Genomic DNA, 20,674 nt, shown 5'->3' with positions numbered 1-20,674 from the left:
GATTTGAGATGTTAAATTTTAGATTTTAGATTGATGTAATTCCTATCAAATTTAGCATCAGCGAGATTTGCACCTCTGAACGAAGTGTGCTGAGCATTTCTAATCTCTCCAACAATAGCAGAAAAAGACACAAACGACCACCAAAAATATAGCAGCGACACCAAACCGAAACACGTACCCCAAAACAGTTTGTGAGTGCTCAGAAAAGTGCTAGCAGTGGCAGAAAACAAAAAAGCTGCTCCGTAAGTCGTAACACTTCGGGCCGCTACGATCGCCACCTTAGCAAATTGGCGGCGAATCCTGGAATTCACAAAAAACATTAACACCCCGCCGATCGCCATTCCAGCAAGAGCAGCCTGAGAATTATTATTAGTTGCAGTCCCAGCATAGAAAAATCCCAACAAAGCCCCTGATAGAATAGCAGAAATTGTCCGCGCAAATCTACCGATTTTTGAGGTTGGTGGCTGTGTGCGGGCGATCGCCCCAGCCAACCCAGCAGCGCTCAAAACCCCATATAGCAACAGCACAAAAGGCCAACTGCGAGAACCCAATACCTGTCCTTGGGTTCCTAAAATCAGTCTAGTCACAACATCGCCCACAACCAAACAAATCGCGATCGCCCCAGCACTCAAAACAGCAATCTGTCGCCCAGAAACCCCAATCTTCGCACCAATAAAATTAGCACCCTCCAACTGAGCATTTCTAAAATTGCAGCCACGAACATCCGCACCGCCAAAATCAGCACCGTTAAGAACTTGTCCTTGGAACGATCGATTTCGCAAAACTTGATTGCTAAAATTATGGACATCCGAATAACTCATATTTCTCTTCTCTTCCCTCTCTTTCCTTCCTTCGCGTCCTTAGCGTCTTCGCGGTTCGTTAAAAAATCTCCTTCACAAAATGAAACTAACCAATCCGCTCAAAATCAAACACATTTCACACATTCTCGGTTTCGGAATATTACTCGCACCAATACTAATCTATAACATTCCCTACTTTTCGCGTCCAGCACAAACAAACGAAGCCCGATCGCTCTTTCAAGGAATAGCCTACCGCAAGGAATTCCGCTCAAATCCGCGTCCCATCATGATTCACATTGTTAGCATCGACCTCAAAGCCCCAGGAATCGGAATTTTTGTCACCCCCGGAACTCCAACAGCCGATTTAACAGAAACCAACGCCCGCACCGCTACTGAATTTCTCAAAGAATTCAAATTGCAACTAGCAGTCAATGCCAATTTTTTTTATCCCTGCATTGAGGAAGCACCTTGGGATTATTATCCCCGCAGAGGCGATCTAGTCAATAACGTCGGACACGCCATTAGCAAAAGCCAAGCTTATTCCCAACCAGATTCAAACTTTCCCGCCCTTTGTTTTGACACCAAAAACCGTGCTCAAATAGTCGAAAACGGCAATTGTCCTGCGGGAACAGCCTATGGAATTGCGGGAGATACTTTGCTGGTAAAAAATGGTAAAATAGTAGCACAAAGTCAGGAAGAAAACAAACAAGATCAACTCTATCCCCGTGCAGTTGTGGCGATCGACCTCACAGGCAAAAAGTTGTGGTTAATTGTGGCAGACGGCAAGCAGAGGCTTTACAGCGAAGGGCTGAAGTTGAGCGAAATCACAGAGATTGCGATGCAGTTGGGAGCCGATACAGTGCTGAATTTGGACGGTGGTGGTTCGGTCACTTTGGCAGTAGCATCGCCATCAGGAGCAAAACTGTTGAATGCTCCGATTCAGAATAAAATCCCCATGCAGGAACGTCCAATTTCTAATCATTTAGGGTTTTATGCGTGGGAAAATTAGGGTTGCAAATTGCGGTTTTTATCCAGCTAATTGTATGGTACGTAATGCGCCCCATACAATTAGCTAATGTTCAGTTTTTAACTAAACTGGCTCATTTTCGCAATCAAATGGTCGAAATAAGGAGCTAATTTTGCTGCATCGCCCGCATCGCACCGCTTCAAACTAGCAGCCTTAATTCCTTGCAAACCTATAACCATTGCAGGCAAAGGAACGCCCAATTCTTGATATAATAAATTCATGTTGTGCAGCCCTTTATCGCTGGTAAATTCTGGCGTATTTCCCGCAATTCCATAGGTAATGCAGCGCAGAAAATGCCAGAAATCTCGCCAACAAGCCTCCGCCCTAGCTGGCGGATAAAGGTCGCCTCCGGGTTCAGAAATATTTGGATATGCCACTAAAACTTGTTCCCTGGCTTCCGATACAATATCCGCCGCACTGTCGCGCAGGAACTTTACAGTATTAATTGATGTTGGTTCGGATGAGTTAAGTTGCTGCAAATCTTCATCGGTGAGATAGCGACCTGTGTCGTCAGCAGCTTGAATCAGTTGGATTTCTGCTGGAGAATGGGGATTTTGCCAGGTGGCTAAGTTGACTATTCGGGCTTTCGGGATTAATTCTTTGGCTTTTTCGCTTAATTGGAGAGTCATAGATCAATAGATAGTGGATAATTACTAGGAGAAGGCATATTGAAATTTTACCAGAAGGGCGATCGGCATTATCTCAAATAAACCTAAATCAGGAGTAGCATAATTACATATTGTTTCAGAATACCGGGCTGTTGAAACCGCGTTTAGACAAACAAAAGCAATGCCAAGCGGGTGGAAAAATGGGCGGTAAAAATTAGGTTATTTTCTCTTAGTCCGCTTGGCTCGGACATTGTTTGACGCTTACGCAGTTTCAACCGCCGTATTATTATCTTGGGGTTGCGATCGCAAATTGGCTAGCGCCCCGTCGATATAAACTATCTCTGGGTGATTTTCCAACTGCTTCATCACTGCTTGCTTGGGCATTTTTACCTTTTTAGCCATTTCCAAGGTATCGTCGATCAGCCGTTGGCGGTATTGCTCCAACTCAGCAATTACTTCCTGAACGTCTTCTGGTGTTGAAGTTTCAGCCTCTAAATTTGCAGACATAATCTAATAACTGAATTTTTTATAATTTTCCCAAAATCCGGCAAGAATTGTTAAAATTGTCAAGAAAAGTAACAAAAATATATTTAAATGGGCTCATGGAAATTAGCGAAATCGAAGCAGCGCTGGAAAGTTCGGATTCTAAAGACAGGCTGCGGGCGATAACGGCTTTGAGAAAGTGCGATGCTGCGGTGGCGCTGCCGGTGTTGCTGACGAAGGTGGACGATCCTGAGTTCATGGTACGATCGTTCGTGGCGATGGGATTGCGCCAGAGTAAAACTGCGGAATCTTTCGCGGCGCTGTTAAAAATGATGCAGTTCGATCGCGATCCGAACGTGCGAGCAGAAGCCGCTAACTCTGTGTCAATGTTTGGCACCGAGGCAATTCCTCACTTGGTGGAAGCTTTTCGCCGCGATGACAATTGGCTCGTCCGCCGCAGTATCATGGCTCCCATGTACGAAATGCAGTGTCCTGATGCCATATTAGAAATTTGTACGATCGGTCTAGCGGGCGAAGATATACCAGTGCAGGATGTGGCGATGGACGGATTGGGCATCCTGGCAAATACGGAGAAAGCAGAAGAAGCATTGCAGCAATTGTTACCTCTAGTGAGCGCCGAATACTGGGAAACTCGGATGCGAGTTGCGCGGGTGCTGAGAAAATTTGACAATCCTCAAGCTCGCGCTGCTGTGAGCTATTTGGCAAAAGATCCCGATTTTCGGGTGGTAGGTGCAACTTTGGAAACTTCGCTTTAAAAACGCTGGTTTTGAAATCTACAAGCCCGTCGCACTTCATACCCGCCCTGAGATTAGCCCGATCGCCTTCATAATGTTACGGATTGTTACTTTGTTTTTAATAAACGAGACGGGAGCCGACCGCATCCTTTACGATCGCAAGAGTTTTGCCACCTGAGTTAATTCGCCATGTACCAGCCTTTTCGGGAATACCTAGAGCAAGAGCTGTTTCAAAGGTTTGATTTGCAAAGTCGCCCCATTCCCTCCGGGTTGGAAGTCAATGTCAGCGAGCGCGGCAAAACCCCAGCTAAAATCCGCAGTTGGTCTTACGAATGCCCGCAATTGCGAAAAATTCGCTACACTTACATCGATGCAGGTGAAGCAGCTCAAGTTTTTAATTGCGTGATTTATCCCAATCACAATTACGATTTGCCTCTGTTGGGAATTGACCTCTTGTCTTTTGGCAAGAAGAAAATTTTAGTAGTTCTCGACTTTCAGCCGCTCTTTAGAGATGAAGCTTATATAGCAAAATACGTTCAACCTCTACAATCGCTCCGCGACAAGTATGACGATTTGGCACAAAATTTAGAAATGAAATTTTATGACGCCAATCAGTATTTTTCAAAATACTTGCTGTTCGCCAAAACTGATGCGGAAACTGTAGAAAATCGGGTATATCCAGCTTATAAAGACTATTTGGATTTGTACTGGAAAATGCTGTCGTCCGCACAACCGCTGACTGACCAAGAAGATATCCAGCGCATCGTTAAAGCTCAAAAAGATTACGACCAGTACAGCGCAGACAGAGACCCGGCTTCGGGCTTGTTTAGCAGTTATTTTGGTCACGAATGGGCAGAAAAATTTCTTTACGAATTTTTGTTTGAAGATGCTGTGCCTTTAGCTGTCGCCGCTGGCACGCGATGACCGCTGAATTTACATGGATTTTTCCAACAAAGTTCGATCGTTCGGACTTCAGTCCTTAAAGTCAAGGTTTAAAAGGGACTAAAGTCCTGACTGCGAACCTCGAAAGAAGGACTAAAGTCCTGACTGCGAACCTCGGAAGAAAAACTAAAGCCATTACTACAAACCTGTTGATTGAAGAAGTCTAATCTAAAATCTAAAATCTAAAATCTAAAATCGATATGACTCTTTATCAACCTTTTTTAGATACGGCGATTGCTCTGATGAAAAATCGGTTAGACTTACAGTCTTACCCGATTCCAGAAGGGTTTGAACTTAAGGAAGCTACTGTCGGCAAAGGGAAAAATCAAGAAGAAATCGTAACTACCAGTTATGCTTTTTCATCCCCGAAACTGCGGCAAATTCGCGCGGCTCACGTCCAAGGCGGCAACAGCTTGCAAGTTCTGAATTTTGTGATTTTCCCGCATCTTAACTATGATTTGCCGTTTTTTGGCGCGGATTTGGTAACGCTTCCGGGCGGTCATTTAATTGCTCTGGATATGCAGCCTTTGTTTGGCGGGGATGCTGACTACGAGGCTAAGTATACTGCGCCGATCGCGCAAATGTTTCAAGCTCATCAACCGCACCTTCCCTGGGGCGGAGATTTTCCAGAAGAAGCCAAACAGTTTTTCTCACCGGCGTTTCTGTGGACTCGCCCCAAGGAAACGGAAGTTGTGGAAACTCGGGTTTTTGCAGCATTCAAAGACTATCTCGCTGCTTATTTGGATTTGGTCGATCGCGCCGAACCCGTGACAGATAGCGCAAAGTTAGATAGTATCTTACAAGCTCAACTGCGCTACCTGCGGTATCGTGCCGAAAAAGACCCCGCCCGGGGAATGTTTAAACGGTTCTACGGCGAGGAATGGACGGAAGAGTACATTCATGGATTTTTGTTCGATTTGGAACGGAAGCTGCCACAAGCTGCCACAATTGGTAAGTAATATCAAATCTGTTAGCATCGGAATAGTAAATTCACTGTTGACTGTTGACTGTTAACCGTTAACAGGTAACAGTTAACAGTTAACATCATTCCGGTGCAACCGGAATTGATATAACAAGAATTAATTTTAAGAGATGTTTCAGCCACTACACTAATAAGTGTAGGTTGGCATGAGGAAAATGCCAATGGTCAAAAAAAATCGCAATGTAGTTAGTTCAAATTCAGAAAGCAAAGTCAAAGTCGGACTTTCGCTGACTCCTTCTAGTGCCGATAGATTGAATACGATCGCTCGCAAGCTGGGAATATCGAGGTCAGAACTACTAGAACGCTTGGCAAAAGGCGCTTTAGATATTTCTAAGGACAAAAGTGAAGTTAGTATCACTTGGAAAAAAGATGAAGAAGGTGCGATCGATACTGCTGACTTAGCAGAGGAAACCGCCGAAGGAAGCCAAATTAATGAGGCTGTAACGGCAGAAACTCTATCGCCCAAGGTAAGCATACAGCCGAATCCGCTGCAAGAAAGTTACGACGCTTTGCAGCAGCAATTGAGCGAAAAAGAAAGCGCCCTGGCATCTTTGCAGCAGCAATTAGCGGAAAAACAAAATCTAGAACAGCAATTGCCGGAAACTGTAGCTAAGTCGAGTTACGACGCTTTGCAGCAGCAATTGAGCGAAAAAGAAAACGCCCTGGCATCTTTGCAGCAGGAATTGGCAGCCTCCAAGCAAAATGTCGAAAGTCAATTGCCGGAAACTGTCGCTAAGTCGAGTTACGAAACTTTGCAGCAACAGTTGAGCGAAAAAGAAAACGCCCTGGCATCTTTGCAGCAGGAATTAGCCTCCAAGCAAAATGTCGAAAGTCAATTGCCGGAAACTGTCGCTAAGTCGAGTTACGAAACTTTGCAGCAACAGTTGAGCGAAAAAGAAAACGCCCTGGCATCTTTGCAGCAGGAATTAGCCTCCAAGCAAAATGTCGAAAGTCAATTGCCGGAAACTGTGTCGAAGTCGAGTTACGAAACTTTGCAGCAACAGTTGAGCGAAAAAGAAAACGCCCTGGCATCTTTGCAGCAGGAATTAGCCTCCAAGCAAAATGTCGAAAGTCAATTGCCGGAAACTGTGTCGAAGTCGAGTTACGAAGCTTTGGAGCATAAGTTGGCAGAAAAGTCAAGTGCGATCGACAACTTCCAAGCTCAACTGACCAAGTTGCCATATCTAGAAAATCAATTGAGCCAGAGTGCTGCCAAACAGCGAAATTATGAGGCTTTGCAGCAACAGTCTCAAGAACAGATCAAAACCATCAAAGCTTTACGGGAACAGCTAGGTCAAATGCAGGCTGTGGCTGGGATTGGTGAAGCTTATCTCAACAAGTGGCGCCGCCCTTAATTCTCCGATAGGCTGCGACAAAAACTTTAATGCTTCGGGTGAACCCCGCACGCATTACCTCTGAAACGTCCTCTCAACTCGGACGCAAGCTCTTGTAGCGATAGATTTCAATCTGTCGCCACAAGAGCTTTTTATTGCAAAATATGAGCATAATATTAAGAAATATTACAATAAATAAATTATGAGAGCCGATCGCCCCCCTGAGAGCAAACCCAGTCCAGCAGACACAACAAAGGGCCGCGTCACGGTAATTGGAGGCGGAATCGGCGGGCTGACAGCAGCTGCTCTGCTAGCCCGCAGAGGATACCAAGTGCTAGTCTTAGATCAGGCGATCGTCCCTGGAGGATGCGCTTCCACCTTCAAACGCCAAGGCTTTACCTTCGATGTGGGCGCGACGCAGGTTGCAGGATTGGAACCCGGAGGGATTCACCACCGAATTTTCTCGGAATTAGATATCGAACTTCCCGCCGCCACGCCCTGCGATCCCGCTTGTGCGGTGTTTTTGCCTGGAGAAACTGCACCGATTAGCGTCTGGCGAGATCCGCAAAAATGGCAGGAAGAAAGACAGCGGCAATTTCCCGGTAGCGAACGTTTTTGGCAATTATTATCTACATTGTTCCAAGCTAGCTGGAATTTTCAAGGGCGCGATCCAGTTTTGCCGCCTAGAAATTTCTGGGATTTTTGGCAATTAATTCAAGCAGTTCGCCCTGATACTTTAATTACTTTGCCTTTCACTTTTATGACGGTGGGTGATGCTTTGCGCTTGTGCGGGTTGGGGGACAATTTGCGCTTGAAAACTTTTCTGGATTTACAGTTAAAATTGTATTCTCAAGTCGATACTGAAGAAACGGCGTTGCTGTACGCGGCGACGGCTTTAGGAGTTTCCCAAGAGCCGCAGGGATTGTATCATTTACAAGGAAGTATGCAGGTGTTGAGCGATCGACTCGTAAGCGCGATCGAGCTTTACGGTGGCAAAGTGCTGTTGCGGCATACTGTCGAAAGCATTGTCACCAGTAACGGGAAAGCCACAGGTACAGTGATTCGCAATCAAAAAACCAGCGAAGTTTGGACAGAAACTGCCGATCGCATTGTTGCCAATGTCACCGCCCAAAATCTAGTTAAATTATTGTCAAGCGAGCCAATTTTAGAAACTTTAACAGATAATTCAGACACAACAAATCAAATCCCAACTCAAATGGCAGGCTACAAATATCGAGTTGATAAATTGCCGCCCGCATCCGGTGCATTTGTCATATATTTGGGAGTGCATGAAAGCGCAATTCCGGCAAATTGTCCGCCGCACCTGCAGTTTCTTTACGACTACGACGGCGAGATAGGGGAGAATAATTCCTTATTTGTTTCTGTCAGTCATCCGGGCGACGGCCGAGCACCGCAGGGAATGGCGACTGTGATTGCTTCGTCTTTTACTGATACTCGAATGTGGTGGAATTCCGCTGATTATGAAGGATTGAAGCAAAAGTATACCGCAGGGGCGATCGGTCGTTTGAGCGAATATTTCGATTTGACACCCGAAAAAATTCTACACCAAGAAGCCGCCACACCCCGCACCTTTGCCCGCTACACGGCGCGCGATAGGGGTGTTGTGGGCGGCATCGGCCAGCGAATACCAACCTTCGGCCCCTTCGGATTTGCCAACCGCACGCCGATTAAAAACCTGTGGTTAGTCGGCGACTCCACCCATCCCGGAGAAGGAACCGCCGGTGTTTCCTATTCTGCTTTAACAGTCGTGCGGCAAATGGATGCCGCCTCTAAAATCTAAGAAAACACGGCCTTGCCGTTTCCCTACCCCAAAAATAATTAATCGCGCGAGAGATGTAACTATCGCGCGATTAATTTTAAGGAATAGTTAACAGTTAACAGTCAACAGTCAACAGTTAACAATCATCCCGGTGTCACCGGAATTTATATCAACTACATTCTCTGACTACTTGATAGAAATCTTGGCGCCCACAGCTTCAAGCTGCTTCTTCATTTCTTCAGCAGCTTCCTTAGCAATAGCTTCCTTAACTGCTTTCGGTGCGGCTTCTACCAAGTCTTTGGCTTCCTTCAGACCCAAACCGGTAATTGCGCGGACTTCCTTCAGAATTGCGATTTTCTTGTCAGCAGGAACTTCTTCGAGCATCACAGTAAATTCAGTTTGCTCTTCTACTGCTTCAGCGGGGGCTGCTGCGCCGCCGCCCATCATCATCATGCCGCCTACAGGAGCAGCAGCGCTGACGCCGAAAGCTTCTTCAATTTGCTTGACCAATTCAGAAGCTTCGAGCAAGCTCAGAGTCTTCAATTTTTCCAAGATTTCGTCGGTTGCAGTAGACATTCGTTAAACTCCTAGTTTGATTTGATTAATTGTCAGTTGTCAGTTGTCAGTTGTGAATTTTAAGTTCGAGATTTCTCAATTCAAAACTCAAAATTCAAAACTATCTAAGCAGATGCGCTTTCTGCTTCTGCTGGTGCTTCTGCTGGTGCTTCTACTTCTGCTTCTGCTGGTGCTTCTGCTGCATCGCCGTCTTTTTCAGCATAGGCTTTGAGACCGCGTGCGATCGAAGTAGGAACTTGATTGATACCCACAGCCAACTTGGTTGCGACGCCGTTGATTGCGCCAGCAATTTGAGCCATGAGTTGTTCTTTCGACGGCAGATCAGCTAATGCTTTAATATCAGCTTCTTTCAGTACCCGTCCTTCCATCACGCCGCCGCGAAGTTCAGTCTTCTTGGAAGCTTTTTGGAATTCTTGGTAAGCTTTAATCGCGCCGCCAATATCTTCTTGCACGAACATAAACGCTGACGTACCTGTCAGCAATTCCTGCATCGGCTGCCATGTTTCATTGCCTTCAACAGCAATGTGCATTAGCGTGTTCTTGGCCACTTGGCAACTGCTGCCTTTCGGACGCAAGCGCCGCCGCAAATCTGTGATTTCAGCAACAGTTAAGCCTTTGTAGTCGATCGCGATTACCAATTGAGATTCGCTCAAGGTTTGCTTGAGGTCTGCAATAATCTCATTTTTTACTGCTAAACTTTTGCCCATACTTATTTCACCTCCTTTTAGGATCTCAAACTGCCAATCAAAAACCCCAACCTTATAGCCGGGGCAGAGAATTAAAAATTAAGAATTAGGAATTAAAAGATAGAACTTTTTAATTTATTTTCTTGAGTTTTTATTTCTTCAGCCTCGGCAGGAAATTAAGCGCTCGGCACCTGCGGTCTTGGGCTTATGGATTTTTGATTAGGCTATCATCAGAAGGCAGACATTAGCAAGGGTATAGTCCAAATCTCGTGAGAGATTTATACAAACAACCGAAGCTGTCTTTTACTTCTGCCTTCTGCTTAATTCTTTCTAGGCACCATCAAGTTTGGTATCGCGCAGGGCACTGATATCGACTTCGATCGATGGGCCCATTGTTGCGGATATGTACAAACTGCGCCAGTAGCGACCTTTTGCGCCCGAAGGACGGTTGCGGTCAACAGTTTCTTGCAAAGCATGAAGGTTGACCAGCAAATCTTCCGCTGAGAAAGCTGCCTTGCCAAACATAACATGAACGATGCCTGTGCGATCGGCACGAAATTCTAGTTTACCACCTTTAAACTCGTTGATGGCCTGAGCAATGTCAGTCGTCACCGTGCCACCTTTCGGAGAAGGCATCAAACCGCGCGGCCCCAACAATCGGCCCAATTTTGCCACCAACGGCATTACGTCAGGGGTAGCAATCAGACAATCGAAGTCCATCATGCCCTTCTGAATATCTTCGATCAACTCTTCGGAACCAGCAAGATCCGCGCCGGCATTCAGAGCTTCTTTAACTTTTTCGCCCTTAGCAATCACCGCAATTCTGACTACTTGACCAGTGCCTTTTGGCAGCGACACAGTTGTCCGCAACTGTTGGTCAGTATATTTAGGGTCAATTCCCAAACGGATGTGAGCTTCAGCAGCTTCGCCAAACTTAGCGGTTGCTGTTTCTTTCAAAAGTTGCAGAGCTTCCAGCGGTTCGTAGGGTCTCTCTTCTACTTTCTTTTGAAGTTCTTGCAGTCTTCGCGATACTTTCTTTGCCATTTTTATCTCTGGGGTCAGTCGATTTTGGATTTGAGATTTTAGATTTGCGATTGAACCATTTGGCTCATTTCGTACCTAAAAAATTTGCGATTCCTAGCGAAGCTTTGCTTCTCCCCCTGAATCGATCAATTTTGGATTTTAGATTTTAGATTTTAGATTGAAAATCAGGAATTTTGAATTAGCAATTTAGGATTTAAGACTGACAAGTAAGAATTGCGAATCAGAAAAAAAATTTCCCTCTTTCCTCTTCCTTCTTCCCTCTTCCCTCTTCCTTCTTCCTTCTTCCTTCTTCCTTCAATCTGCGATCGCCACGCCCATGTTTTTAGCTGTTCCAGCCACAATTTTCATTGCTGCTTCAACATCATTAGCATTGAGGTCAGGCATTTTGGTTTCAGCGATTTCTCGCAACTGAGCCTGTGTAATTGTCCCTACTTGCTTGCGGTTAGGTTCACCCGAACCCTTAGCAATGCCAGCAGCTTTTTGAATCAAAACCGAAGCCGGGGGGGTTTTGAGAATAAACGTAAAACTGCGGTCTTCAAAAACCGAAATTTCTACCGGAACCACAAGACCAGCTTGGTCTGCGGTTCTAGCATTGTACTCCTTGCAAAACATCATAATATTGACGCCGTGCTGACCCAAGGCTGGGCCGATCGGAGGAGCTGGGTTGGCTTTTCCCGCCGTAATCGCCAACTTAATTACTGCAACAACTTTCTTTGCCATTAGTTAGTTCTGTTTCTGAACCTGATTGAACTCCAATTCTACAGGCGTATCGCGCCCAAAAATCGAGAGTAAAACTTTGAGCTTGTTCCGTTCCGGGCTCACTTCAATCACGTCACCTTCAAAATCCTTAAACGGCCCGGAAAGTACCACAACGTGGTCTCCTGTCGCCATCGATACTTTGACAACTGGTTCTGATTCCTGAGCGTTTCTGAAGATCCGTTCTACTTCCGAATGACTCAGAGGTAGCGGTTTGACGTGACCTCTGCCGCGCCCGTAGCGGCGTTTCTGCTCTGCCCCGACAAAATTAATTACATTCGGGGTATTTTTGATCACCTGCCACGTATCTTCGTCCATAAACATACGGATGAGTACGTAGCCGGGGAAGATTTTTTCATCGGACTGCCGCCTGGAACCGTCTTTACCGACTTTGATCGCCGGAGTTTGCGGAATTTCTACTTGAACGATGCGATCGGCAACATCCAAGGTTTGAATCCGCTGATCCAAGTTAGCCTTCACCCGCTTTTCGCAGCCAGAGGCAACTTGAACAGCATACCAGCGAGCATCAATTTCCGGCACATCTGCCGATGAAGCTTGTCCCGTCGCTTCTGTGGAATAATCAGATTCTTCTGATGCAAAAGTCATGGCCCAAACACCTTTCCTGCGCCCCAGTTAAAGAAGTTATCCACCAAATAGATCAGGCTTGCTGAAAGGATTACCATCAAAAGCACGGCCAAAGACTCGCTAATTAGCTGCTGGCGACTAGGCCACACCACTTTGTCGAGTTCTTCTCTAGTGTCTTTTAAAAAACCCACAGGATCAAACCCAGACGCCGCGATCTCTTGAGTTTCTTGAGCTTCGTCTTTTTTCGCCACGATCGAATCCCCCTTGCGATTTTAGATTGTAGATTTTAGATTGTGTGAGTGGCTCGCGGCTCTTTGATTTTTTGACACTAACCACTTACGCCCAAGTCCAAAATTTCAAATCCAAAGCCAGCACTTTTTTACAAGCTAAATCCATCAACGGTATAAGTGCCGATCGCTCTTAAGGGCGATCGAGAGACCACACCGAGCATTTGTTGATGGCATTTTTTGCGAACCGCCCACAAAAATTAATTCTACCCGAAAACTTGCGGTTTAGGCTGTTTCCAGCCAATAATCCGGGCGCTTTCGGGCAGAATTTCAAGTTTGGTGATTCAGCGCGCCCTGGAGGACTTGAACCCCCGACATCAGGTTTTGGAGACCTGCGTTCTACCAACTGAACTAAGAGCGCACAGGTGAGGTTGCTGAAACTCGCTTAACCTCTAGATTTCTATTTTAACACAGTGCGCTCGGAAATGGGAAACTTTTTTTTGAAATTTTTCAATTTCCCATTTTCCATGAACAAAAGGAAAGCTTGGTGCATTCCTACAGAGAGCGATCGAACCGCTGTTTGACCCGAGTTGCCTTGCCCACGCGATCGCGCAGGTAGTAAAGTTTGGCTCTGCGGACTTTCCCGCGGCGCATGACTTGGATCGTAGCGATGCGGGGCGAGTGAATCATAAACACCCGTTCCACACCCACGCCCTGAAGCACGCGGCGCACGGTGATTGTTTCATTAATCCCGCCGTTTCGCATCGCAATCACAGTCCCTTCGTAGGGCTGAACCCGTTCTTTAGAACCCTCTTTAATTTTCACGCCGACGCGCACTGTGTCGCCCACGTAAATTTGGGGGAGTTGTTTATTTAGTTCTTGCTTGACTCTATTGATTTCTTCCGTTTCGATAGAACGGATTATTTCTGCGCCTTTCATGGGATTTACCAAAACTCACAATCCCTTATCATATATCGAACTGCCAGTTTTATGACAAACAAAAAAATGCAATGTTAAATAGCTCAGAGCTCGTATTTCTGCAACTGGCGGCGCTGGCTGTACTGGCTTTGTACGTCGCCGCCAACTTGGGAGCAAACGATGTCGCTAACTCGATGGGGACATCCGTAGGCTCGAAAGCGCTAACGCTGCGGCAAGCAATAATTGTTGCAGGCATACTGGAGTTTTCCGGCGCAGTGCTGTTCGGGCAAGGAGTTTCCCAAACTCTGGCAACAGGAGTTGTCAATGTAGATGTGTTTTCTGCCCGGCCGCAGGTATTTTTAGTCGGGATGGTTTCAGTGCTGATATCCTGCGGGTTGTGGCTGCAAATCGCTACGAGTCGAGGTTTGCCGGTTTCTTCATCTCATGCGGTGGTAGGTGCGATCGCGGGTTTTAGCTGGGTTGCAGCCGGAATTCATGCGGTTGATTGGCGAACAATCGGCAGTATTTCCTTAACTTGGCTGGCGACACCTTTTGCCAGCGGTGTTTTAGCAGCACTATTTTACAGTGCGGTGAAGTATTCGATTCTCGATCGACCAGATCCTCTATTTCAGATGCGCGAGTGGATACCTTGGCTGAGTGCTGCACTGCTGAGCGTATTCGGGATAATTGTACTGCCGTCTATTGTAGACACGGCTTTCGTGCAGACAGGAGCGATCGCCTTTGTGTACGATCGACTGGGCTGGAATATTCCGGTGCACGATATTGCGATCGCGATTGGGGGAATTGGGGCGATCGGACTTTCCCTCAATAGCTGGAAAACATTAGAATTAGTAGAGAAGGAAGAAGTAATAAGGAAGAAGGAAGAAGGAAGAAGTACAAACACAAACTCTCCCAATCTCCCAATCTCCCCCTCCCCCACTCTCCCCCAAGACCCCCCTCCTCGCCACTGTCCGATCGAGCAACAGATGGCGAGATTTCAAGTATTGAGCGCCTGTTTTGTAGCATTTGCCCACGGTTCCAACGACGTAGGAAATGCCGTTGCGCCCCTAGCTGCGATCGCCTACATCCGGCGCACAGGTTCCTTTCCCTCAGACGATTTCAGCGTTCCCCTGTGGATTTTAATCGTCGGAGGCGTAGGAATCGTCATCGGTTTAGCAATTTGGGGTAAAAATGTAATTGCCACAGTCGGCGAAAAGATCATCCAACTGCAACCCAGCGGCGGATTTTGCGCGGAATTAGCCACAGCCACCACAGTCTTGCTAGCATCCCGCTTCGGGTTTCCGGTTTCCACATCCCACGCTTTAGTCGGTGCAGTTGTCGGAGTCGGACTGATCAAAGCTTGGAAAACAGTACGCTGGAAAACTTTGCTGTCAATTGGTTCGGCTTGGCTGGTTACTCTTCCGATCGCAGCCGTTTTGGGTGCTAGCATTTTTAGCATCGCCCAATCCATTGGGCAATTTTAGATTTTAGATTGAGGCATTTGAGAACAGTCATCAGTCAACAATCACGGATGGATGGTGCAACCGGAATTGATCTAACTCATCTGCGTTAATCTGGACTTCCCCCTGCAAATATACTTACATAGACTCAAAAGCCTATCAGTGCAAAAGTTTCCATTGTTGAGTAAAATTTCTGTAGCCATGTAGGTTATTCACGCCTGGAAGCTTACGCCAATTATATTGAATCTATTGCGTTCTGCGCGATCGCCAAAAACGGCTATTGCTTTAACTTGGGTACAGTTTTTTCACTCAACAATTGAAACCTATAATTGGTAAATGTTTTAGATATTTTATTACATTTGTACGGGGGAAGTCCTGTTTAACCAAACACAAGCATAAGATTGAGATTATAGACCTATCGTAACTCATCTGGTTTGTTTTAACCTTCACAACATCTAACACACCCTCCTGAGTCTTCCAGACGACTCTTAGGACAGGTTAGACACTCTACGGTTTTAAAGTGCTAGATGGACATCCTCAAAGTCTTGTGAATTAATGGTTTTAACCCTTTTCAGTACCACCGTACCAATCGCCTGACCTAAAACTATGCCCGAACCTACAATTAAAGACATTAAAAAGCTCATTAAACGCTGTCCCAGAAGTCCTGATAGCACTACTTGGAATATCCATAAATATAAAGCTGTAATGGAATTGTACAATCACTGGTCTAGTGATTTGAGTGATAAGGACGGATATTATGAGTTACTTAGACCTTTGTTTGACAGTGATAATCAATACCGTGGTACTAAAGTTTTAGATAAACCTAAAGTAGGCGAACTTATTTATGAGCTTTCAAGTTTATTGGAAGACCGCCCCCTTACTACTGATGAAACCCTATGGACAGAAGACGAAAAGAAAACAGTTGAAACACTAAGGGATAATTGGATATGGGCTTATTGGGAAGGCTTAGGTACGGATGAAGAATGGGAAATTTTAAAATCGTTATTTTCTGAGGACGGTAGTAAATACTTGGGCGGTTAAACAGGACTTCCCCCGTACAAATGTAATAAAATATCTAAAACATTTACCCATTATATAGCAATCCTAAGTGATTTTCTCGCTCTGTAAAATCTGAAAGTCTTGCTATACAAGAAGTCTAGGAAGACAAGAGGGCGTTGTGTTGTGAGACTCAGATCGGATTGCTATAGGTTTCAATTGTTGAGTGAAAAAACTGTACCCAAGTTAAAGCAATAGCCGTTTTTGGCGATCGCGCAGAACGCAATAGATTCAATATAATTGGCGTAAGCTTCCAGGCGTGAATAACCTACATGGCTACAGAAATTTTACTCAACAATGGAAACTTTTGCAATGATAGGCTTTTGAGCCTATGTAAGTATATTTGCAGGGGGAAGTCCAGGTTAATCTGTGTTTATCTGCCCTCATCTGCGGTTAAAAAAAGAGAATGTAAACCGCAGATGACAATGGATGGACGCTGATTCACGCAGATGAAGATCGGATTCAGGACTAATAGCAATTTCGCACATCAAGCCCGGTTGCGGCGCACCAGCACGCGCGCCACTCAATGACTTAATTCCTTCTCCAAGCAATGCTTTAGCTGTTGAGCCAGCACCTCGACCCCTGGCTTTCTCAGCATAGTAAGATGATTCCCAGGAACTCTAATCACCTCTACTTTTTGGGTCGTTAATTCGCTCCAGCCAAGAGTCGGATCTTGATGACTCATGCTTAGCTTTTCCCTCGATCTAAACAGAGTAATTCGCTGCGGATAAATTTTCGGTACATAGCTGAGAGTTGCTTGACTATTAGCCTGAAATACAGTAAACATCGAGGGAATTGCCAGCTCGCGCCAGCTCCGTTCTTTTGACTCCTGAAATAGGATACTAACCATAATCGCCTGCTTCCAATTCCAGCTATGCCAAAAATTAGCTGCCCAATTAAGCAGCTTATTTAATTTAGGAAACCTGGCAGCAATACCGCCAACTTGCACATTTTCCGCAGCAGCCACCAAGCGAAAATAATCGACCACAAAAGGCCAGATAGAGCGGGAAACAGTAGTCAGAATAAACTTGCAACCGTCCCAAACAGAAGGTTTGTTAGCAGCAACCGGCGCTAAAGTATCCAGCACAGCCAGCAAAGCCACTTCATCACCCGCTGCGAGTAACTGTTGAGCCATCTCAAAAGCCACCAAACCTCCAAAAGACCAACCTCCTAAAAAATAAGGCCCTTTTGGTTGAACTGTACGCAAGGCTGCGATGTAGTCAGCCGCCATGTCTTCAATGCTAGTTAACGGAGAACTTTCCCCGTCAATCCCTTTAGGTTGCAGCCCGTAAAACGGTTGATTTTCTCCTAGCTGAAATGCTAACTCGACATAAGGAAATACCACGCCAAAGATGGGATGAACGCAGAAGAAAGGCGGATTTTTACCGCGAGGCTTAATTGCCACTAACGGCGACCATTCCTCAGAATTTGTTCCTGAATCTAGCGAATCTGCTAAACCTTCAATTGTCGGATTTAAAAAAAGAGCAGACAGCGACAACTCGCGCTCAAATTGCTGGTTAATCTCATTGATGAGGCGGATTGCGAGCAGGGAATCTCCACCCAAATCGAAGAAGTTGTCGCCAATGCCAACTGGCTCTGTGTTAAGGATTTTTGACCAAATTTGGGCGAGGGTTGACTCGGTTGGCGTGCGAGGTGCAATGCAGCTTTTATCTGTTGAATTGCTAGTGAGATTCTGCGGCGATATTAGGCGGTTGCGATCGATTTTGCCATTGGGAGTTAGGGGCAGAAAGTCGATCGCCACAAAAGCACTGGGAATCATGTAATTGGGCAGTTGTTGTTTGAGGAAATTCCGCATTCCCACGGGATTAAGCGTCTGATTGTGATTGGGGACGACATAAGCAACTAGGCGTTTGTTGCCAGACAAATCATCCACAGCAACCGCCGCTGTTTCTTTGACTGCTGGATGCTGAACCAGCAGCGCTTCAATTTCTCCCAATTCTATTCGATAGCCGCGAATTTTTACCTGTTCGTCAGTGCGGCCTAAAAACTCAATATTGCCGTCGGGAAAATAGCGGGCTAAGTCACCAGTTTTATAAATTCGTTCTCCTGCTTTCTGGCTAAAGGGATTAGCAATAAATCTCTGGGCTGTTAATTCGGGGCGGTTCAGGTAGCCTCGCGCCAATCCGCTGCCACCGATGTACAATTCACCGGGAATTCCAACGGGTACAGGCTGTAAATTTTTATCTAAAATATAGAGTTGAGTGTTAGCTATTGGGCGGCCGATTGGCGGTTTTTTGGGCTCGCTAATTTCGGCCAAACTTGACCAGACTGTCGCTTCTGTAGGGCCGTAAGCGTTAAAAAATCTGCGCCGGGAAGCCCAGCGTTTAACAATATCCGGGGAACAGGATTCGCCAGCACAGATGATTGTTTGCAGTGCGGGAAGTTCGGCGTTTGGAAGGACAGCTAGCAGCGAGGGCGGGAGGGTAGCGTGAGTAATAGCATTGTCCTGCAAAAATTGGATTAATGTTTGTCCGGGTAACAAAGATTCTTTCTTGGCACAGTAAAGTGTTGCTCCGGTTCCCAAGGCCATGACAATCTCAAAGATTGAGGCATCAAAACTCAGGGATGCGAATTGCAAAATGCGGTGATTTGAGTTTAAGTTAAAAGCTTCTATTTGAGCTATCGCTAAGTTGTATAGTCCCCGATGTTCGATTAAAACGCCTTTGGGTTTTCCGGTTGAACCAGATGTGTAAATGACGTAGGCTAGGTTTTCGGGTATGATATTTGTAGTTGGGTTTTCTGGGCTTTGTCGGGCGATAATTTCTCTGTGGGAGTCCAAACACACTACTGAAAAAACTCCGTAATTTTCCGGCTGCGTCAAGTTTTTTGCTAAGTGCTGCTGAGTTACCAAAATCGACACCTGAGCATCTTCTAACATGAAGTTAAGGCGCTCTTGAGGATAAGTTGGATCTAAAGGCAGGTAGGCTGCGCCTGCTTTGATAATGCCTAGCAATCCGACGATCGCATCTAAGGAACGTTCTACACAAAGGCCCACTAAAATTTCTGGTGCTGCTCCCAATTGCTGCAAGTAATGTGCAAGTTGGTTGGCTTGGCTGTTGAGTTGGCGGTAGGTTAACTGCTGGTTTTCAAAGACGGCGGCTACAGCATCGGGCGCGAGCTCGACTCGCTCTTCAAATAGCTCATGGAAACACTGGTTTTGCGGATAATCTCTCTGAGTGTCATTCCAATCGATTAATAATTGCTGGTATTCTGGCGCTGTCAGCAAAGCCAAGTCGTTGAGGTGCTGTGTGGGATTGGCAACAATGGCTTCGAGCACCCTTTGGAAATGTCCCGCCATGCGCGCAATTGTAGCGCTATCAAATAAGTCTGTGCTGTAGACAAATTGGCCTTGAATACTCCCTGCATTTTCCCACAAGTGGCACTCTAAATCGAGCTTGGCGGTTCCCGCGTCAAAGTCGATCGCCTCTCCAACGATTCCCGGCAATTCTAGCGCTGCTACAGGAGTGTTTTGCAGGCTGAAACTAAGTTGAAATAGGGGGTTGCGGCTCAACTCGCGATCGGGGTGCATTTCCTCAACCAACTTCTCGAAGGGCAAATCTTGGTGGGCGTAGGCTGCCATTGCGACGTTTTTTACCCGATGCAATAGTTCCCGAAAAGTTGGGTTTCCTGATAAATCTGCACGCAGCACTAAACTGTTGACAAAAAAACCGATTAATGCTTCTATTTCGCTCAGGTTGCGATTGGCGATCGGCGTTCCTACTGCAATATCTACTTGTCCTGTATAGCGGTATAGCAAAGTTTGAAAAGCGGCTAGTAGAGTGATAAATAAAGTCGCGCTTTCTTGCTGGCTCAATGACTTTAGCGCCTCGCTCAAAGCAGGTGATAGTGTTATAAATTGTTTAGCGCCGCGGTAGGATGGAACGGCGGGTCTTTGCCTGTCTGTTGGTAGATTGAGTGTGGTAATTCCCTTTAACTGCTGCAGCCAATAAGCTAACTGAGTTTCTAATACTTCGCCCTGCAACCATTGGTGCTGCCATTCTGCAAAGTCGGCGTACTGCACGGGCAGTGCTGGTAAGTGCGAGATCTCATTTTTTACAAATGCTGTGTAGAGCGTTCCCAGCTCTCGAATTAGCACTCCAATCGACCAACCATCAGCCACAATATGATGTAAATTGAGCAACAATATATGTTCTGTTTCACTGAGTTGTAGCAGCGTTACTTTGAATAACGGCCCTGCGGCTAAATCGAAAGGGCATTGCGCTGCATCGGTTGCGAGTTGCAGCGCTGCGGTTTCCTGCTGAGTTGGCGAGAGATTTTGTAAGTCGATTGTGGGGATAGATACCGTTAAAATTGGAGCAATAACTTGTACGAGTTCCCCTTCCAAAAGCGTAAAAGTGGTGCGTAAAGTTTCGTGCCGCTGCACAATTTCATTGAAAGTTTGCTCTAAGCATCTTAAGTTGAGCGAACCAGTTAAGCGGAGCGCTGCTGAGACATTGTAAAAAGGATTACCCGGTGCTAATTGATTGAGGAACCAAAGCCGCTGCTGAGCAAACGATGCGGGGAAGACGAAAACTTCTGTTTCTTGCTCTAAATTTAGTTTGTTCTCATCAGTTTTGGGGCAGTTGTTTTCGATGTTGTGGCTCATTAGCGATCTTAACTCACTCATAATTAAT

At 46.0% G+C, this 20,674-nt stretch carries 19 protein-coding genes, 1 tRNA gene and 1 other annotated feature; of the genes, 8 read left to right on the top strand and 12 right to left on the bottom strand.

What is annotated here, in order from left to right:
* Positions 1-11 precede the first annotated feature (11 nt).
* A complete protein-coding gene (locus tag QUA01_RS21220) occupies positions 12-821 on the bottom strand; it encodes a pentapeptide repeat-containing protein (protein WP_333090289.1) in 810 nt (269 codons plus the stop codon).
* Between the two features lie 79 nt (positions 822-900).
* On the opposite strand from QUA01_RS21220, the gene QUA01_RS21215 reads away from it, so the two are divergent.
* On the top strand, positions 901-1,809 hold the full coding sequence (locus QUA01_RS21215) for a phosphodiester glycosidase family protein (RefSeq protein WP_333090290.1): 909 nt from the start codon (positions 901-903) through the stop codon (positions 1,807-1,809).
* A gap of 77 nt (positions 1,810-1,886) precedes the next feature.
* On the opposite strand, the gene QUA01_RS21210 is transcribed toward QUA01_RS21215, so the two are convergent.
* Positions 1,887-2,456, bottom strand: coding sequence for a phycobilisome protein (locus QUA01_RS21210; protein ID WP_333090291.1), 570 nt, complete (start codon positions 2,454-2,456; stop codon positions 1,887-1,889).
* Positions 2,457-2,696: 240 nt separating this feature from the next.
* Complete coding sequence (locus tag QUA01_RS21205; RefSeq protein ID WP_194012012.1) at positions 2,697-2,942, bottom strand: acetyltransferase; 246 nt, start codon at positions 2,940-2,942, stop codon at positions 2,697-2,699.
* Positions 2,943-3,037: 95 nt separating this feature from the next.
* Between QUA01_RS21205 and QUA01_RS21200 the strand changes: the two genes are divergently transcribed.
* The 5 genes from QUA01_RS21200 to crtD all read left to right on the top strand — a co-directional run bounded on the left by QUA01_RS21200 (position 3,038) and on the right by crtD (position 8,732).
* Entirely contained in the window at positions 3,038-3,694 is a 657-nt protein-coding gene (locus QUA01_RS21200; RefSeq protein WP_333090292.1) for a HEAT repeat domain-containing protein, read from the top strand.
* Positions 3,695-3,862: 168 nt separating this feature from the next.
* Complete coding sequence (locus QUA01_RS21195; RefSeq protein WP_333090293.1) at positions 3,863-4,597, top strand: 15,16-dihydrobiliverdin:ferredoxin oxidoreductase; 735 nt, start codon at positions 3,863-3,865, stop codon at positions 4,595-4,597.
* Positions 4,598-4,815: 218 nt separating this feature from the next.
* Positions 4,816-5,574, top strand: coding sequence for a phycoerythrobilin:ferredoxin oxidoreductase (locus QUA01_RS21190; protein ID WP_194012015.1), 759 nt, complete (start codon positions 4,816-4,818; stop codon positions 5,572-5,574).
* A gap of 184 nt (positions 5,575-5,758) precedes the next feature.
* Positions 5,759-6,952, top strand: a complete 1,194-nt coding sequence (locus QUA01_RS21185; RefSeq protein WP_333090295.1) for a ribbon-helix-helix protein, CopG family — start codon at positions 5,759-5,761, stop codon at positions 6,950-6,952.
* Between the two features lie 181 nt (positions 6,953-7,133).
* Positions 7,134-8,732, top strand: a complete 1,599-nt coding sequence (gene crtD / locus QUA01_RS21180) for a C-3',4' desaturase CrtD (RefSeq protein WP_333090296.1) — start codon at positions 7,134-7,136, stop codon at positions 8,730-8,732.
* Between the two features lie 165 nt (positions 8,733-8,897).
* Here the strand turns inward: crtD and rplL are convergent, their stop codons facing one another.
* From rplL to rplS, 8 genes are all read right to left on the bottom strand, one after another.
* The gene (gene rplL, locus QUA01_RS21175; protein ID WP_333090297.1) at positions 8,898-9,287 is read right to left on the bottom strand and encodes a 50S ribosomal protein L7/L12; all 390 of its coding nucleotides are present in this window, start codon (positions 9,285-9,287) and stop codon (positions 8,898-8,900) included.
* 104 nt (positions 9,288-9,391) lie between these two features.
* On the bottom strand, positions 9,392-9,994 hold the full coding sequence (gene rplJ / locus QUA01_RS21170; protein WP_333090298.1) for a 50S ribosomal protein L10: 603 nt from the start codon (positions 9,992-9,994) through the stop codon (positions 9,392-9,394).
* 29 nt (positions 9,995-10,023) lie between these two features.
* Positions 10,024-10,195: a sequence feature (ribosomal protein L10 leader region), on the bottom strand.
* 108 nt (positions 10,196-10,303) lie between these two features.
* Positions 10,304-11,017 carry a 50S ribosomal protein L1 gene (gene rplA, locus QUA01_RS21165; protein ID WP_194012020.1) on the bottom strand — a complete coding sequence of 238 codons (714 nt, stop codon included), beginning with the start codon at positions 11,015-11,017 and terminating at the stop codon, positions 10,304-10,306.
* Positions 11,018-11,311: 294 nt separating this feature from the next.
* Positions 11,312-11,737, bottom strand: a complete 426-nt coding sequence (rplK, locus tag QUA01_RS21160) for a 50S ribosomal protein L11 (protein WP_006635588.1) — start codon at positions 11,735-11,737, stop codon at positions 11,312-11,314.
* Between the two features lie 3 nt (positions 11,738-11,740).
* Positions 11,741-12,379, bottom strand: a complete 639-nt coding sequence (nusG, locus tag QUA01_RS21155) for a transcription termination/antitermination protein NusG (RefSeq protein WP_194069689.1) — start codon at positions 12,377-12,379, stop codon at positions 11,741-11,743.
* The gene (gene secE, locus QUA01_RS21150) at positions 12,376-12,609 is read right to left on the bottom strand and encodes a preprotein translocase subunit SecE (RefSeq protein ID WP_194012023.1); all 234 of its coding nucleotides are present in this window, start codon (positions 12,607-12,609) and stop codon (positions 12,376-12,378) included. The genes nusG and secE overlap by 4 nt, the downstream gene beginning before the upstream one ends.
* A gap of 324 nt (positions 12,610-12,933) precedes the next feature.
* Positions 12,934-13,006 (bottom strand) — tRNA-Trp (locus QUA01_RS21145).
* Positions 13,007-13,140: 134 nt separating this feature from the next.
* Positions 13,141-13,524, bottom strand: a complete 384-nt coding sequence (rplS, locus tag QUA01_RS21140) for a 50S ribosomal protein L19 (RefSeq protein WP_194069690.1) — start codon at positions 13,522-13,524, stop codon at positions 13,141-13,143.
* 71 nt (positions 13,525-13,595) lie between these two features.
* On the opposite strand from rplS, the gene QUA01_RS21135 reads away from it, so the two are divergent.
* Both QUA01_RS21135 and QUA01_RS21130 read left to right on the top strand, forming a co-directional pair.
* Positions 13,596-14,987, top strand: coding sequence for an inorganic phosphate transporter (locus QUA01_RS21135; RefSeq protein WP_333090301.1), 1,392 nt, complete (start codon positions 13,596-13,598; stop codon positions 14,985-14,987).
* A gap of 582 nt (positions 14,988-15,569) precedes the next feature.
* Positions 15,570-16,004 (top strand): hypothetical protein, encoded by a 435-nt coding sequence (locus QUA01_RS21130; protein WP_333090302.1) that lies wholly within the window; start codon positions 15,570-15,572, stop codon positions 16,002-16,004.
* A gap of 538 nt (positions 16,005-16,542) precedes the next feature.
* Here QUA01_RS21130 and QUA01_RS21125 read toward each other — a convergent pair.
* The gene (locus tag QUA01_RS21125; RefSeq protein WP_333090303.1) at positions 16,543-20,667 is read right to left on the bottom strand and encodes a non-ribosomal peptide synthetase; all 4,125 of its coding nucleotides are present in this window, start codon (positions 20,665-20,667) and stop codon (positions 16,543-16,545) included.
* Between the last annotated feature and the right edge of the window lie 7 nt (positions 20,668-20,674).

The organism is Microcoleus sp. S36a_B3, from assembly GCF_036700745.1.
Classification (GTDB): Bacteria; Cyanobacteriota; Cyanobacteriia; order Cyanobacteriales; family Microcoleaceae; genus Microcoleus.
This window is presented reverse-complemented; position numbering and strand designations above follow the sequence as displayed.

Bases quoted from the DNA above. Each gene is read 5' to 3' on its own strand.
- QUA01_RS21220 (WP_333090289.1), bottom strand. From the start codon at position 821: ATGAGTTATTCGGATGTCCATAATTTTAGCAATCAAGTTTTGCGAAAT.
- QUA01_RS21215 (WP_333090290.1), top strand. From the start codon at position 901: ATGAAACTAACCAATCCGCTCAAAATCAAACACATTTCACACATTCTC.
- QUA01_RS21210 (WP_333090291.1), bottom strand. From the start codon at position 2,456: ATGACTCTCCAATTAAGCGAAAAAGCCAAAGAATTAATCCCGAAAGCC.
- QUA01_RS21205 (WP_194012012.1), bottom strand. From the start codon at position 2,942: ATGTCTGCAAATTTAGAGGCTGAAACTTCAACACCAGAAGACGTTCAG.
- QUA01_RS21200 (WP_333090292.1), top strand. From the start codon at position 3,038: ATGGAAATTAGCGAAATCGAAGCAGCGCTGGAAAGTTCGGATTCTAAA.
- QUA01_RS21195 (WP_333090293.1), top strand. From the start codon at position 3,863: ATGTACCAGCCTTTTCGGGAATACCTAGAGCAAGAGCTGTTTCAAAGG.
- QUA01_RS21190 (WP_194012015.1), top strand. From the start codon at position 4,816: ATGACTCTTTATCAACCTTTTTTAGATACGGCGATTGCTCTGATGAAA.
- QUA01_RS21185 (WP_333090295.1), top strand. From the start codon at position 5,759: ATGGTCAAAAAAAATCGCAATGTAGTTAGTTCAAATTCAGAAAGCAAA.
- crtD (WP_333090296.1), top strand. From the start codon at position 7,134: ATGAGAGCCGATCGCCCCCCTGAGAGCAAACCCAGTCCAGCAGACACA.
- rplL (WP_333090297.1), bottom strand. From the start codon at position 9,287: ATGTCTACTGCAACCGACGAAATCTTGGAAAAATTGAAGACTCTGAGC.
- rplJ (WP_333090298.1), bottom strand. From the start codon at position 9,994: ATGGGCAAAAGTTTAGCAGTAAAAAATGAGATTATTGCAGACCTCAAG.
- rplA (WP_194012020.1), bottom strand. From the start codon at position 11,017: ATGGCAAAGAAAGTATCGCGAAGACTGCAAGAACTTCAAAAGAAAGTA.
- rplK (WP_006635588.1), bottom strand. From the start codon at position 11,737: ATGGCAAAGAAAGTTGTTGCAGTAATTAAGTTGGCGATTACGGCGGGA.
- nusG (WP_194069689.1), bottom strand. From the start codon at position 12,379: ATGACTTTTGCATCAGAAGAATCTGATTATTCCACAGAAGCGACGGGA.
- rplS (WP_194069690.1), bottom strand. From the start codon at position 13,524: ATGAAAGGCGCAGAAATAATCCGTTCTATCGAAACGGAAGAAATCAAT.
- QUA01_RS21135 (WP_333090301.1), top strand. From the start codon at position 13,596: ATGTTAAATAGCTCAGAGCTCGTATTTCTGCAACTGGCGGCGCTGGCT.
- QUA01_RS21130 (WP_333090302.1), top strand. From the start codon at position 15,570: ATGCCCGAACCTACAATTAAAGACATTAAAAAGCTCATTAAACGCTGT.
- QUA01_RS21125 (WP_333090303.1), bottom strand. From the start codon at position 20,667: ATGAGTGAGTTAAGATCGCTAATGAGCCACAACATCGAAAACAACTGC.